Raw genomic sequence first — 19,718 nt, 5'->3', positions numbered from 1 at the left:
TTCATCTTATCCTCTCCTCTCAATAAGCACTGTTTTGGTTTTATCATCCCATTCCACCTTACATCCCAAAGCTTCCGCCAGGGCTCTGACCGGCGCATAGCTAAGATTATCTTTCAAAATAAAACCGGTGAACACCTGATCATCAACCTTGATTTTGGCCTCAGACAACACGTCCTTCTCTCCTATTAGATCATGAAACAGCCTGCCCCATGGAAAGTAGGGGCCAGGGTCATTCGGCCGGTCTACGCTGTCTATCCGATAGTGGCCTATGATATGTTCTTGATCCACCGGGATTTTATATTTTTCCGTCAATGAGCTTATCAGCCATAACCCGGCTTGATATTGCGTTTCGGTTAATTCCCCGCCGGCTAAACACTCGAATTCAATACCCAACGTATAACGGTTCGGATTAGAGCCATCATACAGTATCCAGGTGGGTTTATTTACAATACCGGCATGCCAAGCAGTATCCGTATCCTGAACCAGTTGGTAGATTTCTCCGGTCTTGGTGATCAAGTAATGTACACTGGCCTTGGCTGCCGGATTCCTCATCCAACCCAGACAACCGGGGAACAAGCCGGCTGTAATATGGAGTACAATGGCTATTATTTTTTTGCCTCCCCTGCCCTGGTTATGATTGGGAGACGCTGCCTGCTTAATTACATATTTGCTCATTTACTTTCCTCCTTCCTTGTCCTGCTTAAACCATTAAAACCCTGCCCAGATCTAATATCTCGATGGTGATATCCACTCGACAACTCTGCTTATGCCAAAGAGTAAATCCCCGGCAATAGAATGGAGTTTGCTTTTTTACGGATCAGTATAACATAAGGTTGAAAAAAATGGCTATGCATACTTAAAAAAGAAATGCATTGAAAATTATAATGTATACCTGTCGTTTTTCTATTGATTTAATATCAGCTAGTATTTATACTAATTAAAATAAATTTAACTTCGGCAATGAGGCCCCCGTAAATCTGGGGGCCATTTCATTTAACCGGTAAATTTCATAAAAATGTGTGGTAAAGGTGCCTGGGACGAAAACGTTCCGGGCATTTTTCTATATTGGCTTTCTTAATCACAAAACCTCGTCTGTCAGCCATCGTGCCCTGGATTAACTGGATACAGGGCATCGGAAAATATTTAAAGGAGGAAATAATGATGAGACAGATTGCGATTTATGGCAAAGGTGGTATCGGCAAGTCCACGACCACCCAAAACTTAACCGCCGGTTTAGGAGAGATGGGCAAGCAGGTTATGATCGTGGGCTGTGACCCTAAAGCGGATTCAACCCGGCTGGTCCTGGGAGGTTTGGCGCAAAAGAGTGTACTGGACACACTGCGAGAGGAAGGTGAGGAAATCGAACTCGAAAACATTATGAAATCAGGGGTTTTTGGTATCCGCTGTGTGGAATCAGGAGGGCCTGAACCCGGAGTAGGCTGTGCCGGCCGGGGGATAATCACTTCAATTAATATGCTGGAGAGTTTAGGGGCTTACACCGAAGATCTGGATTATGTTTTCTATGATGTTCTGGGAGACGTGGTCTGCGGTGGCTTTGCCATGCCTATCCGGGAAGGAAAAGCTCAGGAAATCTATATTGTCGCCAGCGGTGAGTTAATGGCCCTTTATGCGGCCAATAACATTTCCAAAGGGATTTTAAAATTCGCCAACTCCGGCGGATGCCGTTTAGGCGGCATTATCTGCAACAGCCGCAAAGTGGACGGCGAACGGGAATTACTGGAAGCCTTTGCCGATGAGCTTGGCAGCCAGTTGATTTACTTCGTACCCCGGGACAATTTGGTACAGAGAGCCGAAATCAATAAAAAGACGGTCATTGAGTTTGCCCCAGACGAACCCCAGGCTGAAGCCTACCGGGGATTGGCCAAGGCCATATCCGAAAACAAAATGTTTGTGGTGCCAAAACCGATGGATCAGGATCGGCTTGAGGAATTGATGATGAAATACGGTTTCCTGGGACTGTAAAGATTGCGGGGAGGGTTTTTTATGTTGATGATAAGAGCCATAATCAGACCTGAAAAAACCGGGGTGGTTTTGTCAGAATTAAGTGACGGCGGTTTTCCTGCCGTAACCAAAATTGATGTAATGGGCCGCGGCAAACAAAAAGGAGTAAAGGTGGGGGACGTTTTTTATGATGAGATTCCTAAAGAAATGATAATGATGGTTGTCCAGGATGAGGATAAGGATGATGTCATAAAAATAATCATGAAAAACGCTAAAACCGGACAGAAAGCAGCTTTTGGCGATGGCAAGATCTTTGTCAGTCCGGTCTTGGAAGCCTATACCATAAGCTCTGGCAACCGAGAGCTGTAGTCGGGAGGTTTGGCTATGAAAGAAGTAATGGCAATCATTCGTATGGACATGATTAGTAAGACTAAGGAGGCCTTGCTCAAAGCTGATTTTCCCGCCCTAACCTGTCTTAAGGTTATGGGCCGCGGCAAACAAAAAGTTGATTTTTCTTTGGTCGAAAACCTGATCAACGGCCATGAAATCGGTTCACCGGTACTGGCCGAAGCCATTTCTGAAGGACAGCGCCTGATTCCAAAAAGACTGTTGTCTATTGTGGTTCAGGATGAAGACGTTGAAAAGCTGGTGGAGACGATTATATCCGTGAATCAAAAAGGCCATCCAGGGGACGGAAAAATTTTCGTTATGCCAGTTGTCGACACGATTAAGGTCAGAACTGAAGAATACGGGGAAGCAGCTTTATAGGAAGAGGTGAAACACTATGAAAGATCATTTGAGCAGGATTGTGGACAAATATCCGGCCAATATATTTAAAAACCGCAAAGAGCATATAGTGCTGGTGGATCATGACAGTGAAAATCCCCAGACGATAACGGCCAATACCAGAACCATTCCGGGTATCATCACCAGCCGGGGCTGCTGCTATGCCGGGTGCAAGGGCGTTGTTATCGGCCCCATCAAAGACGCGATTACGATCACCCATGGCCCCATCGGGTGTGGTTATTACAGTTGGGCCACCCGGCGCAACAAGGCCAGGCTGGAGGAAGGTGAAACAGATAATTATTTAAATTACTGTTTTTCCACCGATTTGCAGGAAGGGGATATCGTTTTTGGGGGGGAGAAAAAATTAAAGCGGGCCATTAAAGAAGTGGTGGAAATCTTTCATCCCCAGAACATTATGATCTGTTCCACCTGCCCGGTAGGGCTGATTGGCGATGATATCAATGCCGTAGCCGCCTGGGCGGAACAAGAATTCCATATTAAAGTGCTGGCCTTTAGTTGTGAGGGTTATAAGGGCGTTACCCAATCTGCCGGTCATCATATTGCCAATAATGGCCTGATTAAAAATGTGGTAGGAACCGGAAACACCGTAACAGGGAAATACTCGGTGAACCTTTTGGGCGAATACAATATTGGCGGAGATTCATGGGAGATTGAACGCGTCCTTACCCGCATCGGCTATGAAGTTGTCTCGGTAATGACCGGCAACGGTTCTATTGCCAAAATTAAAAATGCTCATCTGGCCAACCTTAATTTGGTGCAATGCTATCGCTCCATCAACTATATCGCCGAGATGATTCAAACCAAATATGGAACCGATTGGCTCAAAGTTAATTTTATTGGGGTTCAAAGCTGCATTGAATCACTGCGAGATATGGCCCGCTATTTTGATGATCCGGTTCTTATAGCTAGAACGGAAGAAGTTATCGCCGAGGAACTGGATGAGATCATGCCGGTTATAAACCATTACCAGCCACTTTGTGTCGGCAAAACTGCCGCCCTGTTCGTGGGTGGTTCCCGAGCCCTGCATTACCAATACCTGTTTCAGGATCTGGGCATGGAAACCGTTTTGGCCGGGTTTGAATTTGCTCATCGGGATGATTATGAAGGGAGTGAGGTCATCCCTTTTATAAAAGAAGATGCCGACAGTAAAAATATTGAAACCCTGCACCTGGAGCCTGATGAGAAGCACTATCGTCTAGTTCTCTCCCGGGAAAAATATGAAACGCTTAAAAAACAGATACCGCTTAACTATTTTGGCGGCATGATCAAGGTCATGAAGAACAACAGCGTTGTCATTGATGATATCAATCACTATGAAATAGACGAATTTCTAAAGCTCCTAAAGCCTGATATATTCTGTGCCGGCATTAAAGAAAAATATCAGATCCATAAAAGCGGGGTATTTTCCAAGCAGCTGCATTCCTATGATTATACCGGCCCATATGCCGGCTTCAAAGGAGCCGCTGCATTCGCCCGGGATATAGCCCTGGGATTGACTGCTCCAGTATGGAATATGATTCGGCCGCCCTGGAAAACCGAGCCTATGCTTGAAGGTAGCTTGATTAAGGAGGTGATATAGATGTGGGATTACACCCCCCCGGAGATTATACCCCGCAATGGGATCGTGATAAACCCCGCCAAGACCTGTCAACCAATTGGGGCGATGTATGCTGCTCTGGGTGTTCACAGGTGCTTGCCGCACAGTCATGGTTCTCAAGGTTGCTGCTCTTATCACCGTATGCATTTATCCAGACATTTTCGAGATCCGATCGCGGCCTCGACCAGTTCCTTCACCGAAGGAGCAGCCGTGTTTGGCGGAGGGGCTAATTTAAAAACGGCGCTCAAAAACGTTTTTGCCATCTATAATCCAGATATCATTGCCGTGCATACGACCTGTTTATCGGAGACCATCGGTGATGATATCCAGGTTTATATTAACCAGGCACAAGTACCGCCGGGAAAAGCAGTTATTTATGCCAACACTCCCAGCTATGTTGGTTCCCATGTTACCGGATTTTCCAATATGGTCAAGGGTATGGTTAAAGGTTTGAGTGTAAACAACAATCATCCCAATGGCAAAGTAAATATCATCCCCGGCTTTGTAAACCCCGGGGATATGCGGGAAATAAAGAGGATGCTGAAGGCCATGGAGGTAAGGTTTATTATGTTTCCTGATACCAGCGGGGTTCTGGATGCCCCTTTAACTGGCAAGTATGAAATGTATCCGGCGGGAGGAACAAAAATAGAAGAGCTTATTGATGCCGGAAACTCTACGGTCACGCTGGCCTTAGGCAGCTTTGCATCGGAAGATGCAGCCCAGGAGCTGAGAAAAAAGGCCAAGGTTCGCCCTCTGATTCTGCGTAATCCGATCGGCATCAGGGCAACCGATAATTTTTTAATGGCGGTTTCAAGGGCCACCGGGCAAGAGATAAGTGCCGAACTGGAGGAGGAACGGGGCCAAGTCATAGATGTTATGGTAGATCTGCACGACCAATATCAGGATAAAAAAGTGGCTGTATTTGGTGACCCAGATATCGTTATCGCCCTCACATCTTTCCTTTTGGAACTAGGCATGGTGCCTAATTATGTACTTACAGGTACACCCAGCGAAGCGTTTGCCAAAGAAGTAGAACAAATGCTGGATGAAGCAGGTATTAAGGGCCGAGTTAAAGCGGGCGGTGATTTATTCACCCTGCACCAATGGATTAAGGAGGCACCCGTTGACCTCCTGATGGGAACATCGTACGGCAAATATATTGCCAAAGCCGAAAACATCCCTCTGGTAAGAGTAGGATTCCCGATACTTGATCGGGGGGTTCACTCCTATCTGCCGATTGTAGGTTATAAAGGGGCCTTGCGCTTAATTGAAATGATCAGCAATGCCCTTTTGGATAAACAAGATCGAGAGGCTGCCGATGAGGATTTTGAATTGATTTTGTAACGATTGCCAAAAAAGCCGGCCAGTCTATAAACACAGAGCAGCAATAGGTAAAGGTGCCTTTCTTAATTTTATGAAGGGCGCTTTCCTATTTATAATGTCTTATTTCGGAAAGAGAGTGATGGATATGGCAATCAACCAAACGGATTTTAGTTTTATTCCCGAACGGGAAAAATCGATTCGCACTAAAGGACAGCAAATGCAGGCCATTCAATGTCAGGCTGATAGTGTTGCCGGATGTGTCAGTCAGCGGGCTTGTGTTTACTGCGGAGCCAGAGTCGTGTTAAACCCCATTACTGACGCGGTTCATCTGGTTCACGGCCCGATCGGCTGCGCCAGCTACACCTGGGATATCCGCGGCAGTCTAAGTAGCGGCGCCGATTTATACCGGCATAGTTTTTCTACCGATCTTCGTGAAGAAGACATCATTTTTGGCGGCGAACGTAAATTAATGCGTTGTATTGACGAATTAGCCGAACGGTATCATCCTCCGGTGATGCTCGTCTATTCAACCTGTATCGTGGGCGTGATTGGTGATGACCTGGAAGCCGTATGTCGTTTGGCATCAAAACGTCATAGAATCAAGGTGATCCCGGTTCAGTCTTCCGGCTTTTCCGGCAACAAATCGGACGGTTACCGGATCGCCTGTGAAGTTTTATTGCGCATGATTGCATCACAGGAAAGGATACTCTATCAACCGTTTCATCTAAACTATTTAGGCGATTATAATCTGGCCGGCGAAGCCTGGATTATCTGCGGCTATCTGCAGGAGATAGGCATTAATGTTAACGTTGCTTTTACAGGGGATTCGCGCTGCGAAAGCCTGCTTACCGCACCCGGGGCAGCGCTAAACATAGTTCAGTGTGCTGGTTCTATGGGATACCTGGCCAAACGCATGGAAGAAATCTATGGGATACCCTTTCTAAACGTGTCCTTTTTGGGATTGGAGGATACGATGCAGTCATTGCGCAGGATCGCTGATTTTTTTGCTAACCCTTATATTATCAAAAGATGTGAAGCCTTAATTGAGCGCGAATTAGCTCAATATGGCCCGATCGTAAAACAATACCGTCAACACCTTAAGGGAAAGAAAGCGGCGGTATTTGTAGGAGGAGGCTTCAAAGCTATATCCTTGATCAAACAGTTTCGAGAGTTAGGTATGGAAGTAGTTATGGTAGGAACCCAAACCGGCCGCCAAGAGGAATATGATGCCATCAGCCAGCTGGTTGCTGAAGGTACGGTGATCCTGGATGACGCTAATCCGTCTGAATTGGAAAGGTTTATGCTGGAACAGGGAGCCGATTTGTTGGTAGGCGGCGTGAAGGAAAGGCCGTTGGCATATAAACTGGGATTGTCGTTTATTGATCATAATCATGAACGCAAACATCCCTTAAGCGGATTTACGGGCGCTGCCAATTTTGCCCGGGAGGTTGAGCAAACGGTCTGTTCCCCGGTATGGAAATATCTTGATGGGCCGATTCATACAGGGAGGATCAACCCATAAAGCGGGACGCTTGCTTTATTTTCCATATGAACTTAACACAACAGGAGGTAATGATGATGAAAGATGACCCGAATCCGGTTCGAAGCGTTGCTGAAAATCCCTGCAATATGTGTATGCCGCTGGGTGCCATTATCCCTTTTAAAGGGATCGAAAACTGCATGGTCATTATTCATGGATCTCAGGGGTGTGCCACTTATATGCGCCGGCATATGGCTGAACACTTTAATGAGCCGGTTGATATTGCATCCAGTTCTATTACAGAAAGAGGAACGATTTATGGCGGCGAAGCCAACCTTAAACATGGGTTAAACAATCTGATTCAATTATATCAGCCGGCCGTGGTGGGTATATTAAGCACCTGCCTGGCTGAAACCATTGGTGAGGATATCGTGCGTATAGCTGGGGTCTTTCAGGAAGAACAGGCAGGATCCGAAACACCGGCGATGATTCCTGTTCCCACCCCCGGATATGGAGGATCGCATTTTGAGGGTTATTTTCTAGCTCTAACCGGCATCGTGACAGCCCTGGCCCAACCGACCCGCCGACATGATAGGATCAATGTGCTGGTTCCGCATATAAGTCCGGCAGATGTCAGGGAGATCAAACGACTTTTGGAACTGATGCAGGTTCAATATACCCTGTTGCCTGACGTATCGGCAACATTGGACGCCCCTTATACCCAGATATACAGAAAAATCCCGGCCGGGGGAACCGTACCGGCAGATATTGCGGCCATGCCGGGTGCCCGGGCCACGATTCAGTTTGGGGCAACCGTGGAGGATGAGCTTTCTCCGGGCAAATATCTGGAGATCAATCATGGTGTGCCATTATACAATCTATCTTTACCGATGGGAATCGTTGCCTGCGACCGGTTTCTGAACCTTCTGGAAACCTTGACCGGCAACGAAATTCCAAAACAGCTTCTGGATGAAAGAGGACGATTGTTGGATGCCATGGTTGATGCCCATAAATATAATCGCGAAGGACGGGCGGTCGTATTCGGCGAACCGGAAATGGTATATGCGCTTGGCCAAGTGCTGGCAGAAAACGGCATAACCCCTGTCATCCTTGCCACCGGGAGCAAATCTCCTCGTCTTAAGGAATTACTTTTAGATCTGACCGCAGACAATGATGAAGAACCTCTCATTTTAATAGACAGTGACTTCGCCCAGATTCGCAAGCACTGTGCCGATAAACGAATCAATCTGGCTATCGGCAACTCTGACGGGCGTATTCTTACGGAAAAAGATGGGATTCCCCTGGTACGAATGGGTTTTCCTGTTCACGATCGCATCGGCGGGCAGCGGATTCTGACGGTTGGCTATACAGGTACGACGCAATTGCTTGATTTGATAACCAATACCCTGCTGGCAAACAAACTTAAGCATTACCGGGAAAATATGTATGCTAAGCATTTTCCCTTCCAACCAAAAACAATAATGTTTAAAGGGGAGGTAAGCGATGATGGACAATTCTAAAAACCAAAAACATCCCTGCTTTTCAGCGTCCGCTGCCCAACACTATGCCCGCATTCATCTCCCGGTAGCCATGCATTGCAATATTAACTGCAACTACTGTAACCGCAGGTATGATTGCTTGAATGAAAGCCGCCCAGGGGTAACCAGTGCCATTATCAGTCCGGCGGAAGCCTTGCGTCGTTATCAATATCATAAACAACGATTAAGCAATTTGAGTGTGGTGGGTATTGCCGGTCCTGGAGATGCGCTGGCCGATTGGGAGGAAACCAGCCAGACGATTCGTTTGATCCGCAAATATGATCCCGAGGTTATCCTGTGTTTGTCCACGAACGGTCTGAAGCTGCCCAGTATGGCCGATGATATTGTAAAACTGGGAGTCAGCCATGTCACCGTCACCGTAAACGCCCTCAACCCGGAAACGGGAGCCAAGATTTACCGTTATGTAAACTATCAAGGAAAAAGGTATACAGGAAACAGCGGAGCCGACTTGCTGCTTTATAATCAATTGGAAGGAATCCGTCTGCTGGTCAGCTCCGGGATAATGGTTAAGGTAAACACGGTTATGATTCCGGGAATTAACGATCATGAAATTAGGGCCGTGGTGCAAAAAATGAGTGAGTTAGGGGTTTATATCACCAATATTATGCCTTTCATTCCGGTGCGGGGCAGTGTATTTGAAAAACTTTCACCTACTGACCGGCACAAGCTGGATACAATACGCAGCACCTGTCAGACTGAAATGCTCCAGCTGTTGCACTGCCGTCAATGCAGGGCTGACGCGGTAGGCATGTTAACCGAACCTAAATGCAATATCCAAACCGACTCAAAGGCAGTTTGAATAGAAATTTAGAAAGAGAGGGTGCATCATGGAAATAGCGGTGTTGATAGGAGCCGATGGAACAGCTGCTCCGATTCAAACAGCGGAGGAAATCCAGGTCTTTAAGTATGATGGATTCAGTTGGGAGTTGAGCCGCCGTATGCTTTATAACCTGCAAGCTATACAGGGGTTAAAGGCCATGCGGGAATATATGGATAGGATAATTTCTTTTCTTAACGGATGCAGAATCCTGGCAGGCAGCGCAGTAGTTGGCCTGCCTTTCTATGAATTGGAAAAAGCCGGATTTACTGTCTGGGAAATGACCGGACATCCGGCCGATATAATCGCTCATATAATGGCAGCCGAAACCCAAACAGAAGTTCCCCGGCAGTTAAATGATCCATCTATTCCGGAAGCTGCGGAAACTTCTCACGGTTGTTATTCAATTTCCTTAAAAGATATTCAAAATCGTAACACCAAGATTACTTCCAAGCAGATTCTTTTTCCGCTGTTAAAAAATGAGCAGGTTCGCAACTTGGAGATAATATGTTCCCATATTCCTCCCTGGCTGGAAATCAAGCTGATCAGCGGCGAATTGGAAGGAACGATAGAAAAAATCACCTCAAATGAGTTCAGGGTAACCATACATCGCTAAATCACAGTTTAAGAGCGCCTGACGAATTCTGCCGCTAACCATCGCGTCAGAATCAAGTTAAGCAGCTTTACCGTAAAGGTCGGTTGGAATCCAGGCAGGCCAAAGAGGGTTCCTGGGCATCCCTTCCCCCGGGAAAATACTACTGCACAGTTACCATACTCAGGCAGCCTTAACTCCTGAGTATGGCACATATATTGCTTAAGAACTGTTCCCGTCCTGAACGCATAGCTTCCCAGCGCGCCCGAGTGTTGTTCAGTAGTCGATCCTTTCCTCCCGGCCCGGCAAAAGCAATTAATTCATTTTGGTATATCTCAGACCAATCGGCGATCATTTCGGGTGTTACTTCCAAATGAAATTGAAGCGCCCAAACATGATTACCATAGACGAAAGCCTGATTCCTGCAGTCCTCACTTGATGCCAGCAGGACTGCTCCTTCCGGTAGAGCAAAAGTATCGGTATGCCATTGAAAGACAGAAAAACCATTGGGCATAAGGCGAAACAACGGAGTTGATTTCCCTGCAGGGAGCAAGCGAATGGGCGTCCAGCCGATTTCCTTTACCGGGTTTTTATATACAGCTGCTCCCAAGGCCCGGGCAATGAGCTGTCCGCCCAGACATATACCTACACAAGGGATACTACCTGCTACCGATTCCCTGATTAGTCCCTGGACTTTAAAGAAATAGGGAAACCTGTCTTCTTCATAGACACCCATCGGACCGCCTAAAATAATCAAGGCCTGATATTCATCCAGATCATCAGGTAATACGGTTGATGGTATATCCATACACCGGATGTCTAATTCCCAACCATTGGCGATGAGTTCATCTCCCAGTAATCCCGGTCCTTCGCAAGCGACATGCTGAATCACCAATATACGCATAAAACCCCTCCTAACCTGCCAGGCGGGCTGCAGCCGCGGCTAACCGCCAAGCTTTAATTTTTGAGCATTTTTACAGGCTTCATAAAGACAGAAGTCCCTGCTCCACTAACGCAGGGACTTCATTGGCCGTTTGTTAACAAACTATTTATTTTTATTTTCTATGTTCATTATAATCCATATAGTAACCAGGAAAGCAATGACCCGCAACAAGGTATAATGTATACTTTGTTGCAGGAAGCAACGGAGCATTCTTTCTGCTTCCTCTATTAAAACCTGCCTGATTAGGCAGTGCCAATCATCTATAAAAGCAATAACTCTGCGCCAGAGGGCTCAATTGCCTTTCCTTCTGCAAACATACTGCCCCAGCAGATCATACAGCGGTTTTCCCTGTCCATTCGTAGAAATTATCATTTGAACGTGTTTACGGAATTGAGTATTATATATAAGCATCTCGCAGTATTTTTATCTCATGGGCATAACCTTCTAATTCATTGGGGGTTTCGAGGTAAAAAGGCAAATCGCGCAGCAAAGGATGGTTGATGACATTAATAATGGTTTCCAGTCCTATGGATCCCTGACCGATCTTTTCATGACGGTCTTTATGGCTTGAAATGGGGTTCTTGCTGTCATTTAAGTGAATGGCATGGAGGCGGTCAAGGCCTATAATGTGGTCAAGTTCTTCTAAAACACCATCTAGATCATTGACAATATCATAACCGGCATCATAGACATGACAGGTATCCAGACAGACACCGATCTTTTCCTGTAATTTTACTTTATCTATAATCTGACGTAGCTGTGTAAAACTATGGCCGACTTCACTACCTTTGCCGGCCATAGTTTCGAGCAAAACCAAGGTGCTTTGGGAGGGCAGCAGAATTTGGTTGAGCATCTCGGCAATCAGGTCAATGCCTGTCTCAATGCCTTGTCCTCCATGACTGCCAGGGTGAAAAGTATAGTAGTTACCAGGAGTATATTCCATCCGTCTTAAATCATCAGCCATTATCTCTAGGGCAAATTCCCTAACCCTGGCTTCAGCGGAGCAAGGATTTAAGGTGTATGGGGCATGGGCCAAAATAGGAGCAAATTTGTGCTCTGCGGCCAGATTTAAAAAGGCTGCGATATCCTGAGTATCGATGGCTTTGGCTTTGCTGCCGCGGGGATTGCGGGTAAAAAATTGAAAGGTATTGGCACCTATGGCAAGGGCTTCTTGTGCCATATGGGCATAACCCTTGGAAACTGATAAATGGCAACCTATTTTAAGCATTTTGAGCCCTCCTTAAAGGGTTAACCAGCCATTAACTCGCAACCTTTTTTAAAGGCCAGCAGATTGACTTGAATCGCTTTGGCAGGAACGATATCGCGAATGGCTTTTTCGACCTCTTCTTCCGGTAATCCGATGGCTTTGCAAAGCATACCAACCAGGACTACATTAGCGGCTTTGGGATTGCCACATTGAGATGCAATATCAGTGGCATCCACCATTACGGTATCCTTTAGGCAGGCTGCCACTTTTTCATGTATTTGGTCAGGATATTTTACTTTACCGCTTAAGACCGGCAGCGGATTGACCCGCTCATTATTTATGATAACCATTCCGTCTGGTTTTAAAAAATCCAGCCAGCGGGCGCTTTCGACTTTTTCAAAGGCCAGAATGATGTCGGCATCTCCTTTTTTGATTATCGGCGAGTAGATTTTGTTTCCGTAACGCACCTGTGATACTACGCTGCCGCCACGCTGAGCCATTCCGTGGACTTCGGACACCTTTACATCATAACCCATTTGCACAGCTACCTGAGCTATTATGCGGCTGGTAAGGAGAGTTCCCTGCCCCCCGACACCTACAATTAAAATATTAGTGGTCTTATCAGGCATTTGTTACACCTCCATTTTCTTGATAGCATTGAATTTGCATACCTGGGGGCAGAGCCCACAAGCAGTACAGCCAGGATTTATAATGGCTTTTTTGTTTTCATCATCAAAACTCACCCCGGTGCATCCTAATTTTATACAGGACTTGCAGCCGGTACACAGCTCATCGTCTACATAATAACGGCTGGCAAGTGTGACTGGGTGTAACAAAACACAAGGCCGTTTAGCGATAATCACCGAAGGTTCCTGGCGATTTAAAGCTTCCTGCAGGGAGCTTTCCAAATCGTTTAATTGCAGAGGATCAACCACCTGGACATGCTCTACCCCAATGGCTTTTACTAATGCCAACAGATCCAGCTTGCGGGTCGCCTGGCGAGTAATAGTCTTACCGGTAGCCGGATGATCCTGATGACCGGTCATGGCGGTGGTATCATTGTCGAGAATCAAAACCGTTGTATGCCCCTGATTATAGACTACATCAATCAAAGCGGTAATACCGGAATGAACAAAGGTGGAATCCCCGATAACCGCCACGGTTTTTTTAGCCTGTTCAGGTCCGCGGGCCTTCTCCATCCCCAGGGCCGAGCCGATGCTGGCCCCCATACAGATACAGGCATCCATCCCGTCCAAGGGACTTAAAGCCCCCAGAGTATAACAACCTATGTCACCCATAACCGTAAGTTTCATCTTTTTAAGAGTATGGAAAACCCCGCGGTGGGGGCAGCCGGCACAAAGTAGCGGCGGACGCGCCGGCACATCACCCTCCAACCCGAAACCGGTCGGCAGGGGAACATGGGCCAGCCGTTCAGCGATTAATTCGGAGTTATATTCTCCCAGCAAACTAAATATATTTTTGCCTTCGGCTTTTATCCCCCAGGACTTAACCTGTTCTTCAATGACTGGTTCCAATTCTTCAACGATCACCAACCGGTCAACTTGTCCGGCAAAATCAGTAATTAGTTTTTGCGGCACAGGATTGGTCATGCCCAGTTTTAGTACCGACACTTCTGGCAAAGCTTCTTTTACGTACTGATACGCCACTCCGCTGGTGATTATACCCAGGGATTTATTTCCCCACTCAATCCGATTTAAGGGGGTTGTTTCTGCGTATTCTCTAAGACGCAGGAATTTTTTTTCTACTTCTACATGTCGACCCCGCGCATAAGCAGGTAACATTACGTATTTAGCCGGGTTTTTAACATATTCTTTAAGCTTAAACGCCTGCGGTTCACCGATTTCAACCATGGTCTGCGAGTGGGACAACCGGGTGGTAACCCGCAGCATAACCGGTGTGTCAAATTCTTCACTCAGTTCGAAGGCGGCTTTGGTAAAATCCAGTGCTTCCTGACTATCCGAAGGTTCAATCACGATTAATTTTGCAAAACGTCCATAACCGCGATTATCCTGCTCATTTTGGGAGGAATGCATTCCAGGGTCATCGGCGGAAACGATCACCAATCCACCGTTTACGCCGGTGTAGGCCAAGGTATACAGAGGATCAGCGGCCACATTGACGCCAACATGTTTCATGGCCACCAGGGTACGAGCCCCGGCAATGGAAGCACCGGCTCCGACCTCCATGGCAACCTTTTCGTTGGGGGCCCATTCAGCATAAACACCCTCGTATTCAGCAAAACTGCTTACGATCTCAGTGCTGGGGGTTCCCGGATACGCAGTGGCTACAGTAGCCCCGGCCTCATACGCACCACGCGCAATAGCCTGGTTACCTATCATTAATTGCTTCATTATTAATCCTCCTTATTTCCTGGGTATACACAAGTAAAAGCCTCTCATTCACAAACGGAACAAGAGGCTAGGAATGCGCCGGTTACAACAAGTGAATTCTGCCCCTTAATAGTAATATCTAAAAAAAATAATAACATATCAAGGACAAAAGTGTAAGCGTTAAATCTTGCTTGAAAGCTTATTTGACGGCCTTATACCATAGGTACATGGCTTCTTCAATGAGCCTGGCCATATGGTATACATGGGCTAAGCCACGTTTATTCCCAGTATCTTGATATCTGGTCCGGGGACGGGCATCTACAACTGCGGTTAAGGAGAAATCTCCAACAAGCGGCAGATTTTTAGCCAGAGCCTTGCCGGGGATTAAACTCCCCTGCCAAAATTGCAGTTGCCCTATTTCCTCCTCTGTACCAACCGATGCATCGATAGCCAATTCAATAGTACCGGGATGTTTTTTACGAATCTCTGACATCTGCCTGGTTAGGTTGTTGGCATGTAAAGGCTGATCCAAGGTTCCATATACCAGCAGACCAGGCAAGCGCGTTTTAAGCATAGTTCCGGTCAAGGGGCCCAGGCAATCCAGTATATGCCGCTCTGAGCCGATACAAAGCAGGAGCAGTTGCTCCGGCGAAGGCGGCAGGCTGCTGCTTAAAGCGTTTAGCAACATTATTTCGGCATCCGGTTCGTGGTAGCTGATTCTAATCATCTACTTATAACCCCAAAACTTTTTGCAAGCTTCTAATAAAGCGCCGGTTTTGCTCAGGGATACCTATCGTTACGCGAATATAGTTGGGGCAGCCAAAGCTGTCACCGGCACGCACAATAATCCCCTGCTGCAAAAGATTTTTAAAGACTCCCTGGCAGTTGTGTCCGGTATCCAGGAAGATAAAATTCGTTTCCGTAGGAATGTACTCTATCTCTAAACGGGTCAACTCTTTATATAGATACTCTTTGCCCAGGCGATTATTTTGCAGGCTTTTATCAATAAATTCCGTATCATCCAGAGCCGCCAGAGCTGCGACCTGTGCCAGCATATTGACATTGAAAGGTTCAGCTACCCGTTCGACCGCCTGGGCAATCGCCGGGGTTGTTAAAGCGTAGCCGATCCGCAGAGCGGCCAGACCGTATATTTTGGAAAATGTCCGGGATACCAGGACATTTCGGCCCTCCCGGACAAATTGCAATCCGCTTGCATATTGAGGGCTTTCTACATATTCCTGGTAAGCCTCGTCGAAGACAACCAGGATATCATCAGGCACCTGCTCCATGAATTCGTTGATCTGTCTGGAGTTAACTATGGTACCGGTCGGGTTATTGGGATTACAAATAAAGATAATTTTTGTTTTTATGGATATAGCATTGATTATAGCCGACAGATCGTGGGTATAATCTTTTAAGGGTATTTGGATGCATTCGGCGCCCATTATTCGGGAAACGAATTCATATTCGGAAAAAGTCGGCTGGGCGAAGATGACCTGATCACGGCTTTCTAAAAATGTTTCGGCCAGCAACCTAAACAGCTCATCGGAGCCGTTACCGATTAAAATACTTTTTTCGGGCATTCCGTAAACGGAAGCCAGTTTCTTTTTTAGATCGTGGCAATTGGCATCCGGGTATAAATGCAGATCCGAAATACTTGCTTTTACTGCTGCCATGGCCTTAGGGGAAGAACCCAGGGGATTTTCGTTGGAAGCCAGCTTGATTACATCGGTAAGGCCTAATTCGCGTTTGACTTCCTCAATCGGCTTACCTGGAATATAAGGTTTTAGGGTGAATATTTCCCGTCTGGCTTTTGATTTTATAAAATCCGGCATGGGATTAAATCTCCTTTTATTGCTTGTCTCGCATATCAATCACCCGCTTGGCTTTTCCGGCTGTTCTTTCAATACTGTAGGGTTCAACCAGTTTGACCTTGGGGTTTAGAGACAGTACTTTGTAAAGCTGTTGTTTAAATTTCTGTTCAATCGCTTCCAGATCGCGGTACGTGTCGGTAAAAGCATCTTCGGCTATTTCCACCCGTATTTCCAGATCTTCAAGATAACCTTTATTGTAGCGGACAATCTGGTAATGAGGAGCCAGACCATCAATATTGACCAGCACACTCTCAATCTGGGAAGGAAATACATTGACCCCGCGAATTACCATCATATCGTCACTGCGGCCGGTAATCTTGCTGAGCCGCGCGGTGGTGCGCCCGCAGTCACAAACCGAATAATTCAGGGAAGATATATCCTTGGTGCGGTATCTGATAACCGGTACCGCTTCCCGGCAGAGCGTGGTAATTATAACTTCACCCGGCTCTCCAGCAGGCAATGGCTGCAGTGTTTCGGGATCAACGATTTCAACGATAAACTGGTCTTCTGCCACATGCTGTCCGCAAAGTAAATGACATTCACCGGAAAAACCAGGGCCGCCCACTTCACTCAGACCATAATTATCAGTCGCCAGCATACCCCAATATTTCTGAATCTCCTGGCGGTACTCTTCGGAAAATGCCTCTCCTCCAAAAAGTCCTATTCTGATATTTAAATCGGTGCGGGGGTCAATTCCTGCCTCCATAGCGATTTCCGCCAAATGCAAGGCATAGGTAGGCGTACTGACCAGAACCGTGCTCCCAAAATCTTTCATGAGCATGAGTTGCTTTTCGGAATTGCCGCCGGAAATAGGGATAACAGTGGCCCCCACTTTTTCCAGGCCGTATTGCAAACCATGGGCTCCGGTGAATAATCCATAACCAAAAGCTATCTGGGCTACATCGGAGGAATCCACTCCGGTCATGGATACCATGCGGGCAACGAGTTCAGTCCAGTTGTTTAAGTCATTATGAGTACAACCGACAACAGTCAGCTTGCCGGTGGTTCCTGAAGACGCATGTAATCTGACTACCTGTTCCTGGGGAACAGTGAACATGCCAAATGGGTAACCTTCCCGGAAATCATCTTTTACCGTCATAGGCAGTTTACTTAAATCGTTCAGACATTTTAAATCGCCGGGAGTAAAACCAACTGAGGCAAACTTTTCGCGGTAGACCTCGGAACGCTCATAAACATATTGCAGATTTTTCTTTAATCTCTGCAATTGTAGCTTTTCAATCTCTTCCCGGGGCATACACTCCATATCCGGGTTCCATATGGGCATTGATATCCTCTCCTATCCTGCTGTTCTACATATTTTGGGGTTAAAAATTATATATATTTGCCGGCAAAAAAATAATGCCTGTAAACAGTAAATTCAAGCATTACCACACGAGGTATGCCGGTTTAATATAATACTGCCATCCTTCTTCAGTTTTTCGGCAAGGCATTAAATTCATTCTTTATTGTAACCCAGAAACAGTTGAAGTGCACTATAGAAATGTTGTCAGTTCTAGCTCTGGCTGGACTGGTAATTGATTAAATCTGCTAGAATAGCTTGGTTTTGGCGGATAGATTGCTCGCTGGTATAATCAATCTGTAGTAAGGTGGCTTTTATGATGGCATCTATTTCCTCATCCCGGGGTCCTTCCTGCCAGGATCGCAATAAATCAATAAAGTCAGAGAAATCATTTTTTAGAACCACCATATCCAGCACAGATAAAAGGCTGTACATCTCCTCTTGACTGATAGCCCTTTTCTTTATATGCAGATTGGTAATCATTGCTGAACATCGGTCATAGACCTTTTTAATATTCTCCTGACGGCTCATTATATGCTTACCCTTTTAACATCCATCATTAACTGCCGCTGCAGATCAAAATATATGGGAATTCTAATCCCGCTTTGCCCATCGCGGTTCTTATCCACGTAAATAGTGTAATTAGGCACTATATCGTATTTCTTAAATTCTTCGTTTTCTTCCAGTTCTTCTTTGGGTATGGGGCTTAATTTTAACATCAGATCACATTCGTTTTTCATGCGTTTGGCTCCCTGCAACGATCCATCCGGATTTAACTGCACCAGACACATAACCACCATCTTTAAATTCTGAGCCAGCATTTTCTGAGTCTTGACGATCTGTTCCAGGATTTGCCATTCCTGCAGTTTGGGATCTTGCTTGTCCATGCGTCCCACATAATCTATTATCATCATGTCAATATTTTTCTGAGCTTTGAATTTGCGGGCGATGGAAATAGTCTTTTCCGGGGTGAGGTTAGGGCAGGGGTAAGAATAAAAGCCGCTGTTGCCTAACTGGGAATAAGCATTAAGTATACGTGATAATTCCGATTCATTTATTTCTCCGCTGCGCACCCGTTCATGTTCAATCCCGGACAGAATCGATCCCCAGCGCAAGGCAATCTGTTCCCGGCTCATTTCCGTATTAAGATAGAGCAGGTTGGATTGGTTTTTAACCGCTATGGCATTGGCCGTATGCAGGGCAAAAGATGTCTTGCCGTGGCCGGTCTGGGCACCAAGTATTATTAAGTCGCCGGGTTTGTAGCCCAGGGTGATTTTGTTTAAATTACTAAAACCGGTGGGCAGCCCATCCAGGGGGATTACCCCCTTGTGCTGTTCCTTTATTTCCTTGTAGCGTAAAAAACGCCTCTCTACTTCTTCATAGCCAAGTTTGGCCATATCCGCCGGGGTATCAATATGATCATCTATCTCCAAGGCCGTCAAATTCGTAAGTTCTTCTTCGGCCGACATAAGGATCTGCTCGACATCCTGCTCATTTTCTTCATTCAGCAACTGGTAATTCCTGCGCAGAAAGAATTCAAAGCGGCGCAGGCGGGCTTTATCCTTGACCCTTTTTATCCAGTACTTAATATTCTCATCATCAATATATTGTTCGGCAATATAACTTATATCTTCAATATCCCGGGGATTGGTGAAAATACCTAAACTATGACCTTCTTTGATTAGCTCGACCAGCGTGGGATTTATCTCGCGTTCGTAGAGACTGCAGGATAATTCAAAGACAGTTGCATGTTGGGGAGAAAAAAAATCCGCGGGCAACAACTGGTTAAAGGCTTCAATACAAGCTGTTTCCGAATGCAACATAGCGGACAACACCCGCCGTTCACTTTCCAGGTCAAATAAAGTTTCGTTATAATTGGTTTCTTGCATATTTATACTGATCCTTC

19 protein-coding genes are annotated in these 19,718 nt (G+C 46.2%); 9 read left to right on the top strand and 10 right to left on the bottom strand.

Features of this window, described 5'->3' with window-relative positions; translation table 11 throughout:
* Nucleotides 1-6 precede the first annotated feature (6 nt).
* Entirely contained in the window at nucleotides 7-675 is a 669-nt protein-coding gene (locus AAV90_RS08215; RefSeq protein ID WP_052729684.1) for an N-acetylmuramoyl-L-alanine amidase, read from the bottom strand.
* A gap of 486 nt (nucleotides 676-1,161) precedes the next feature.
* On the opposite strand from AAV90_RS08215, the gene nifH reads away from it, so the two are divergent.
* The 9 genes from nifH to AAV90_RS08170 all read left to right on the top strand — a co-directional run bounded on the left by nifH (nucleotide 1,162) and on the right by AAV90_RS08170 (nucleotide 10,161).
* The gene (gene nifH, locus AAV90_RS08210) at nucleotides 1,162-1,983 is read left to right on the top strand and encodes a nitrogenase iron protein (RefSeq protein ID WP_046497554.1); all 822 of its coding nucleotides are present in this window, start codon (nucleotides 1,162-1,164) and stop codon (nucleotides 1,981-1,983) included.
* Nucleotides 1,984-2,004: 21 nt separating this feature from the next.
* The gene (locus AAV90_RS08205; RefSeq protein ID WP_046497551.1) at nucleotides 2,005-2,331 is read left to right on the top strand and encodes a P-II family nitrogen regulator; all 327 of its coding nucleotides are present in this window, start codon (nucleotides 2,005-2,007) and stop codon (nucleotides 2,329-2,331) included.
* A 15-nt stretch (nucleotides 2,332-2,346) separates the two neighbouring features.
* Nucleotides 2,347-2,730: a P-II family nitrogen regulator gene (locus AAV90_RS08200; protein WP_046497548.1), complete on the top strand. Its 384-nt coding sequence runs from the start codon at nucleotides 2,347-2,349 to the stop codon at nucleotides 2,728-2,730.
* Between the two features lie 16 nt (nucleotides 2,731-2,746).
* Entirely contained in the window at nucleotides 2,747-4,348 is a 1,602-nt protein-coding gene (gene nifD / locus AAV90_RS08195; RefSeq protein ID WP_046497545.1) for a nitrogenase molybdenum-iron protein alpha chain, read from the top strand.
* Nucleotides 4,349-5,710, top strand: coding sequence for a nitrogenase molybdenum-iron protein subunit beta (gene nifK, locus AAV90_RS08190; RefSeq protein WP_046497542.1), 1,362 nt, complete (start codon nucleotides 4,349-4,351; stop codon nucleotides 5,708-5,710). It abuts the gene before it with no gap.
* A 124-nt stretch (nucleotides 5,711-5,834) separates the two neighbouring features.
* Entirely contained in the window at nucleotides 5,835-7,211 is a 1,377-nt protein-coding gene (gene nifE, locus AAV90_RS08185) for a nitrogenase iron-molybdenum cofactor biosynthesis protein NifE (RefSeq protein WP_052729687.1), read from the top strand.
* A 56-nt stretch (nucleotides 7,212-7,267) separates the two neighbouring features.
* Nucleotides 7,268-8,689 carry a nitrogenase component 1 gene (locus AAV90_RS08180; protein ID WP_423229772.1) on the top strand — a complete coding sequence of 474 codons (1,422 nt, stop codon included), beginning with the start codon at nucleotides 7,268-7,270 and terminating at the stop codon, nucleotides 8,687-8,689.
* Nucleotides 8,673-9,527: a nitrogenase cofactor biosynthesis protein NifB gene (gene nifB, locus AAV90_RS08175; RefSeq protein ID WP_052729683.1), complete on the top strand. Its 855-nt coding sequence runs from the start codon at nucleotides 8,673-8,675 to the stop codon at nucleotides 9,525-9,527. The genes AAV90_RS08180 and nifB overlap by 17 nt, the downstream gene beginning before the upstream one ends.
* A 28-nt stretch (nucleotides 9,528-9,555) precedes the next feature.
* Nucleotides 9,556-10,161 (top strand): Fe-only nitrogenase accessory AnfO family protein, encoded by a 606-nt coding sequence (locus AAV90_RS08170; protein ID WP_046497537.1) that lies wholly within the window; start codon nucleotides 9,556-9,558, stop codon nucleotides 10,159-10,161.
* A gap of 169 nt (nucleotides 10,162-10,330) precedes the next feature.
* Here AAV90_RS08170 and AAV90_RS08165 read toward each other — a convergent pair whose 3' ends face one another.
* The 9 genes from AAV90_RS08165 to AAV90_RS08125 all read right to left on the bottom strand — a co-directional run bounded on the left by AAV90_RS08165 (nucleotide 10,331) and on the right by AAV90_RS08125 (nucleotide 19,701).
* Complete coding sequence (locus tag AAV90_RS08165) at nucleotides 10,331-11,041, bottom strand: type 1 glutamine amidotransferase (RefSeq protein ID WP_046497534.1); 711 nt, start codon at nucleotides 11,039-11,041, stop codon at nucleotides 10,331-10,333.
* Nucleotides 11,042-11,477: 436 nt separating this feature from the next.
* Nucleotides 11,478-12,308, bottom strand: coding sequence for a deoxyribonuclease IV (locus AAV90_RS08160; protein ID WP_046497533.1), 831 nt, complete (start codon nucleotides 12,306-12,308; stop codon nucleotides 11,478-11,480).
* Between the two features lie 20 nt (nucleotides 12,309-12,328).
* Complete coding sequence (locus tag AAV90_RS08155; RefSeq protein WP_046497531.1) at nucleotides 12,329-12,916, bottom strand: indolepyruvate oxidoreductase subunit beta; 588 nt, start codon at nucleotides 12,914-12,916, stop codon at nucleotides 12,329-12,331.
* A gap of 3 nt (nucleotides 12,917-12,919) precedes the next feature.
* Entirely contained in the window at nucleotides 12,920-14,659 is a 1,740-nt protein-coding gene (iorA, locus tag AAV90_RS08150) for an indolepyruvate ferredoxin oxidoreductase subunit alpha (protein WP_046497529.1), read from the bottom strand.
* Between the two features lie 178 nt (nucleotides 14,660-14,837).
* On the bottom strand, nucleotides 14,838-15,365 hold the full coding sequence (gene yyaC, locus AAV90_RS08145) for a spore protease YyaC (protein WP_046497527.1): 528 nt from the start codon (nucleotides 15,363-15,365) through the stop codon (nucleotides 14,838-14,840).
* 4 nt (nucleotides 15,366-15,369) lie between these two features.
* Nucleotides 15,370-16,473, bottom strand: a complete 1,104-nt coding sequence (gene hisC, locus AAV90_RS08140) for a histidinol-phosphate transaminase (protein WP_046497525.1) — start codon at nucleotides 16,471-16,473, stop codon at nucleotides 15,370-15,372.
* 16 nt (nucleotides 16,474-16,489) lie between these two features.
* Nucleotides 16,490-17,797 carry a phenylacetate--CoA ligase family protein gene (locus AAV90_RS08135; RefSeq protein ID WP_046497523.1) on the bottom strand — a complete coding sequence of 436 codons (1,308 nt, stop codon included), beginning with the start codon at nucleotides 17,795-17,797 and terminating at the stop codon, nucleotides 16,490-16,492.
* Between the two features lie 228 nt (nucleotides 17,798-18,025).
* Nucleotides 18,026-18,343 (bottom strand): hypothetical protein, encoded by a 318-nt coding sequence (locus tag AAV90_RS08130; RefSeq protein WP_046497521.1) that lies wholly within the window; start codon nucleotides 18,341-18,343, stop codon nucleotides 18,026-18,028.
* Complete coding sequence (locus AAV90_RS08125; RefSeq protein ID WP_157609518.1) at nucleotides 18,343-19,701, bottom strand: replicative DNA helicase; 1,359 nt, start codon at nucleotides 19,699-19,701, stop codon at nucleotides 18,343-18,345. Before AAV90_RS08125 ends, AAV90_RS08130 begins: the two co-directional genes overlap by 1 nt.
* Nucleotides 19,702-19,718: the final 17 nt, after the last annotated feature.

Origin of the sequence: Syntrophomonas zehnderi OL-4, from assembly GCF_000983115.1 — a bacterium.
GTDB lineage: Bacteria > Bacillota > Syntrophomonadia > Syntrophomonadales > Syntrophomonadaceae > Syntrophomonas_B > Syntrophomonas_B zehnderi.
This window is presented reverse-complemented; position numbering and strand designations above follow the sequence as displayed.

Excerpts from the sequence above, each read along its gene's own strand:
- AAV90_RS08215 (WP_052729684.1), bottom strand. The coding sequence starts at position 675 with ATGAGCAAATATGTAATTAAGCAGGCAGCGTCTCCCAATCATAACCAG.
- nifH (WP_046497554.1), top strand. The coding sequence starts at position 1,162 with ATGAGACAGATTGCGATTTATGGCAAAGGTGGTATCGGCAAGTCCACG.
- AAV90_RS08205 (WP_046497551.1), top strand. The coding sequence starts at position 2,005 with ATGTTGATGATAAGAGCCATAATCAGACCTGAAAAAACCGGGGTGGTT.
- AAV90_RS08200 (WP_046497548.1), top strand. The coding sequence starts at position 2,347 with ATGAAAGAAGTAATGGCAATCATTCGTATGGACATGATTAGTAAGACT.
- nifD (WP_046497545.1), top strand. The coding sequence starts at position 2,747 with ATGAAAGATCATTTGAGCAGGATTGTGGACAAATATCCGGCCAATATA.
- nifK (WP_046497542.1), top strand. The coding sequence starts at position 4,349 with ATGTGGGATTACACCCCCCCGGAGATTATACCCCGCAATGGGATCGTG.
- nifE (WP_052729687.1), top strand. The coding sequence starts at position 5,835 with ATGGCAATCAACCAAACGGATTTTAGTTTTATTCCCGAACGGGAAAAA.
- AAV90_RS08180 (WP_423229772.1), top strand. The coding sequence starts at position 7,268 with ATGAAAGATGACCCGAATCCGGTTCGAAGCGTTGCTGAAAATCCCTGC.
- nifB (WP_052729683.1), top strand. The coding sequence starts at position 8,673 with ATGATGGACAATTCTAAAAACCAAAAACATCCCTGCTTTTCAGCGTCC.
- AAV90_RS08170 (WP_046497537.1), top strand. The coding sequence starts at position 9,556 with ATGGAAATAGCGGTGTTGATAGGAGCCGATGGAACAGCTGCTCCGATT.
- AAV90_RS08165 (WP_046497534.1), bottom strand. The coding sequence starts at position 11,041 with ATGCGTATATTGGTGATTCAGCATGTCGCTTGCGAAGGACCGGGATTA.
- AAV90_RS08160 (WP_046497533.1), bottom strand. The coding sequence starts at position 12,308 with ATGCTTAAAATAGGTTGCCATTTATCAGTTTCCAAGGGTTATGCCCAT.
- AAV90_RS08155 (WP_046497531.1), bottom strand. The coding sequence starts at position 12,916 with ATGCCTGATAAGACCACTAATATTTTAATTGTAGGTGTCGGGGGGCAG.
- iorA (WP_046497529.1), bottom strand. The coding sequence starts at position 14,659 with ATGAAGCAATTAATGATAGGTAACCAGGCTATTGCGCGTGGTGCGTAT.
- yyaC (WP_046497527.1), bottom strand. The coding sequence starts at position 15,365 with ATGATTAGAATCAGCTACCACGAACCGGATGCCGAAATAATGTTGCTA.
- hisC (WP_046497525.1), bottom strand. The coding sequence starts at position 16,473 with ATGCCGGATTTTATAAAATCAAAAGCCAGACGGGAAATATTCACCCTA.
- AAV90_RS08135 (WP_046497523.1), bottom strand. The coding sequence starts at position 17,797 with ATGCCCATATGGAACCCGGATATGGAGTGTATGCCCCGGGAAGAGATT.
- AAV90_RS08130 (WP_046497521.1), bottom strand. The coding sequence starts at position 18,343 with ATGAGCCGTCAGGAGAATATTAAAAAGGTCTATGACCGATGTTCAGCA.
- AAV90_RS08125 (WP_157609518.1), bottom strand. The coding sequence starts at position 19,701 with ATGCAAGAAACCAATTATAACGAAACTTTATTTGACCTGGAAAGTGAA.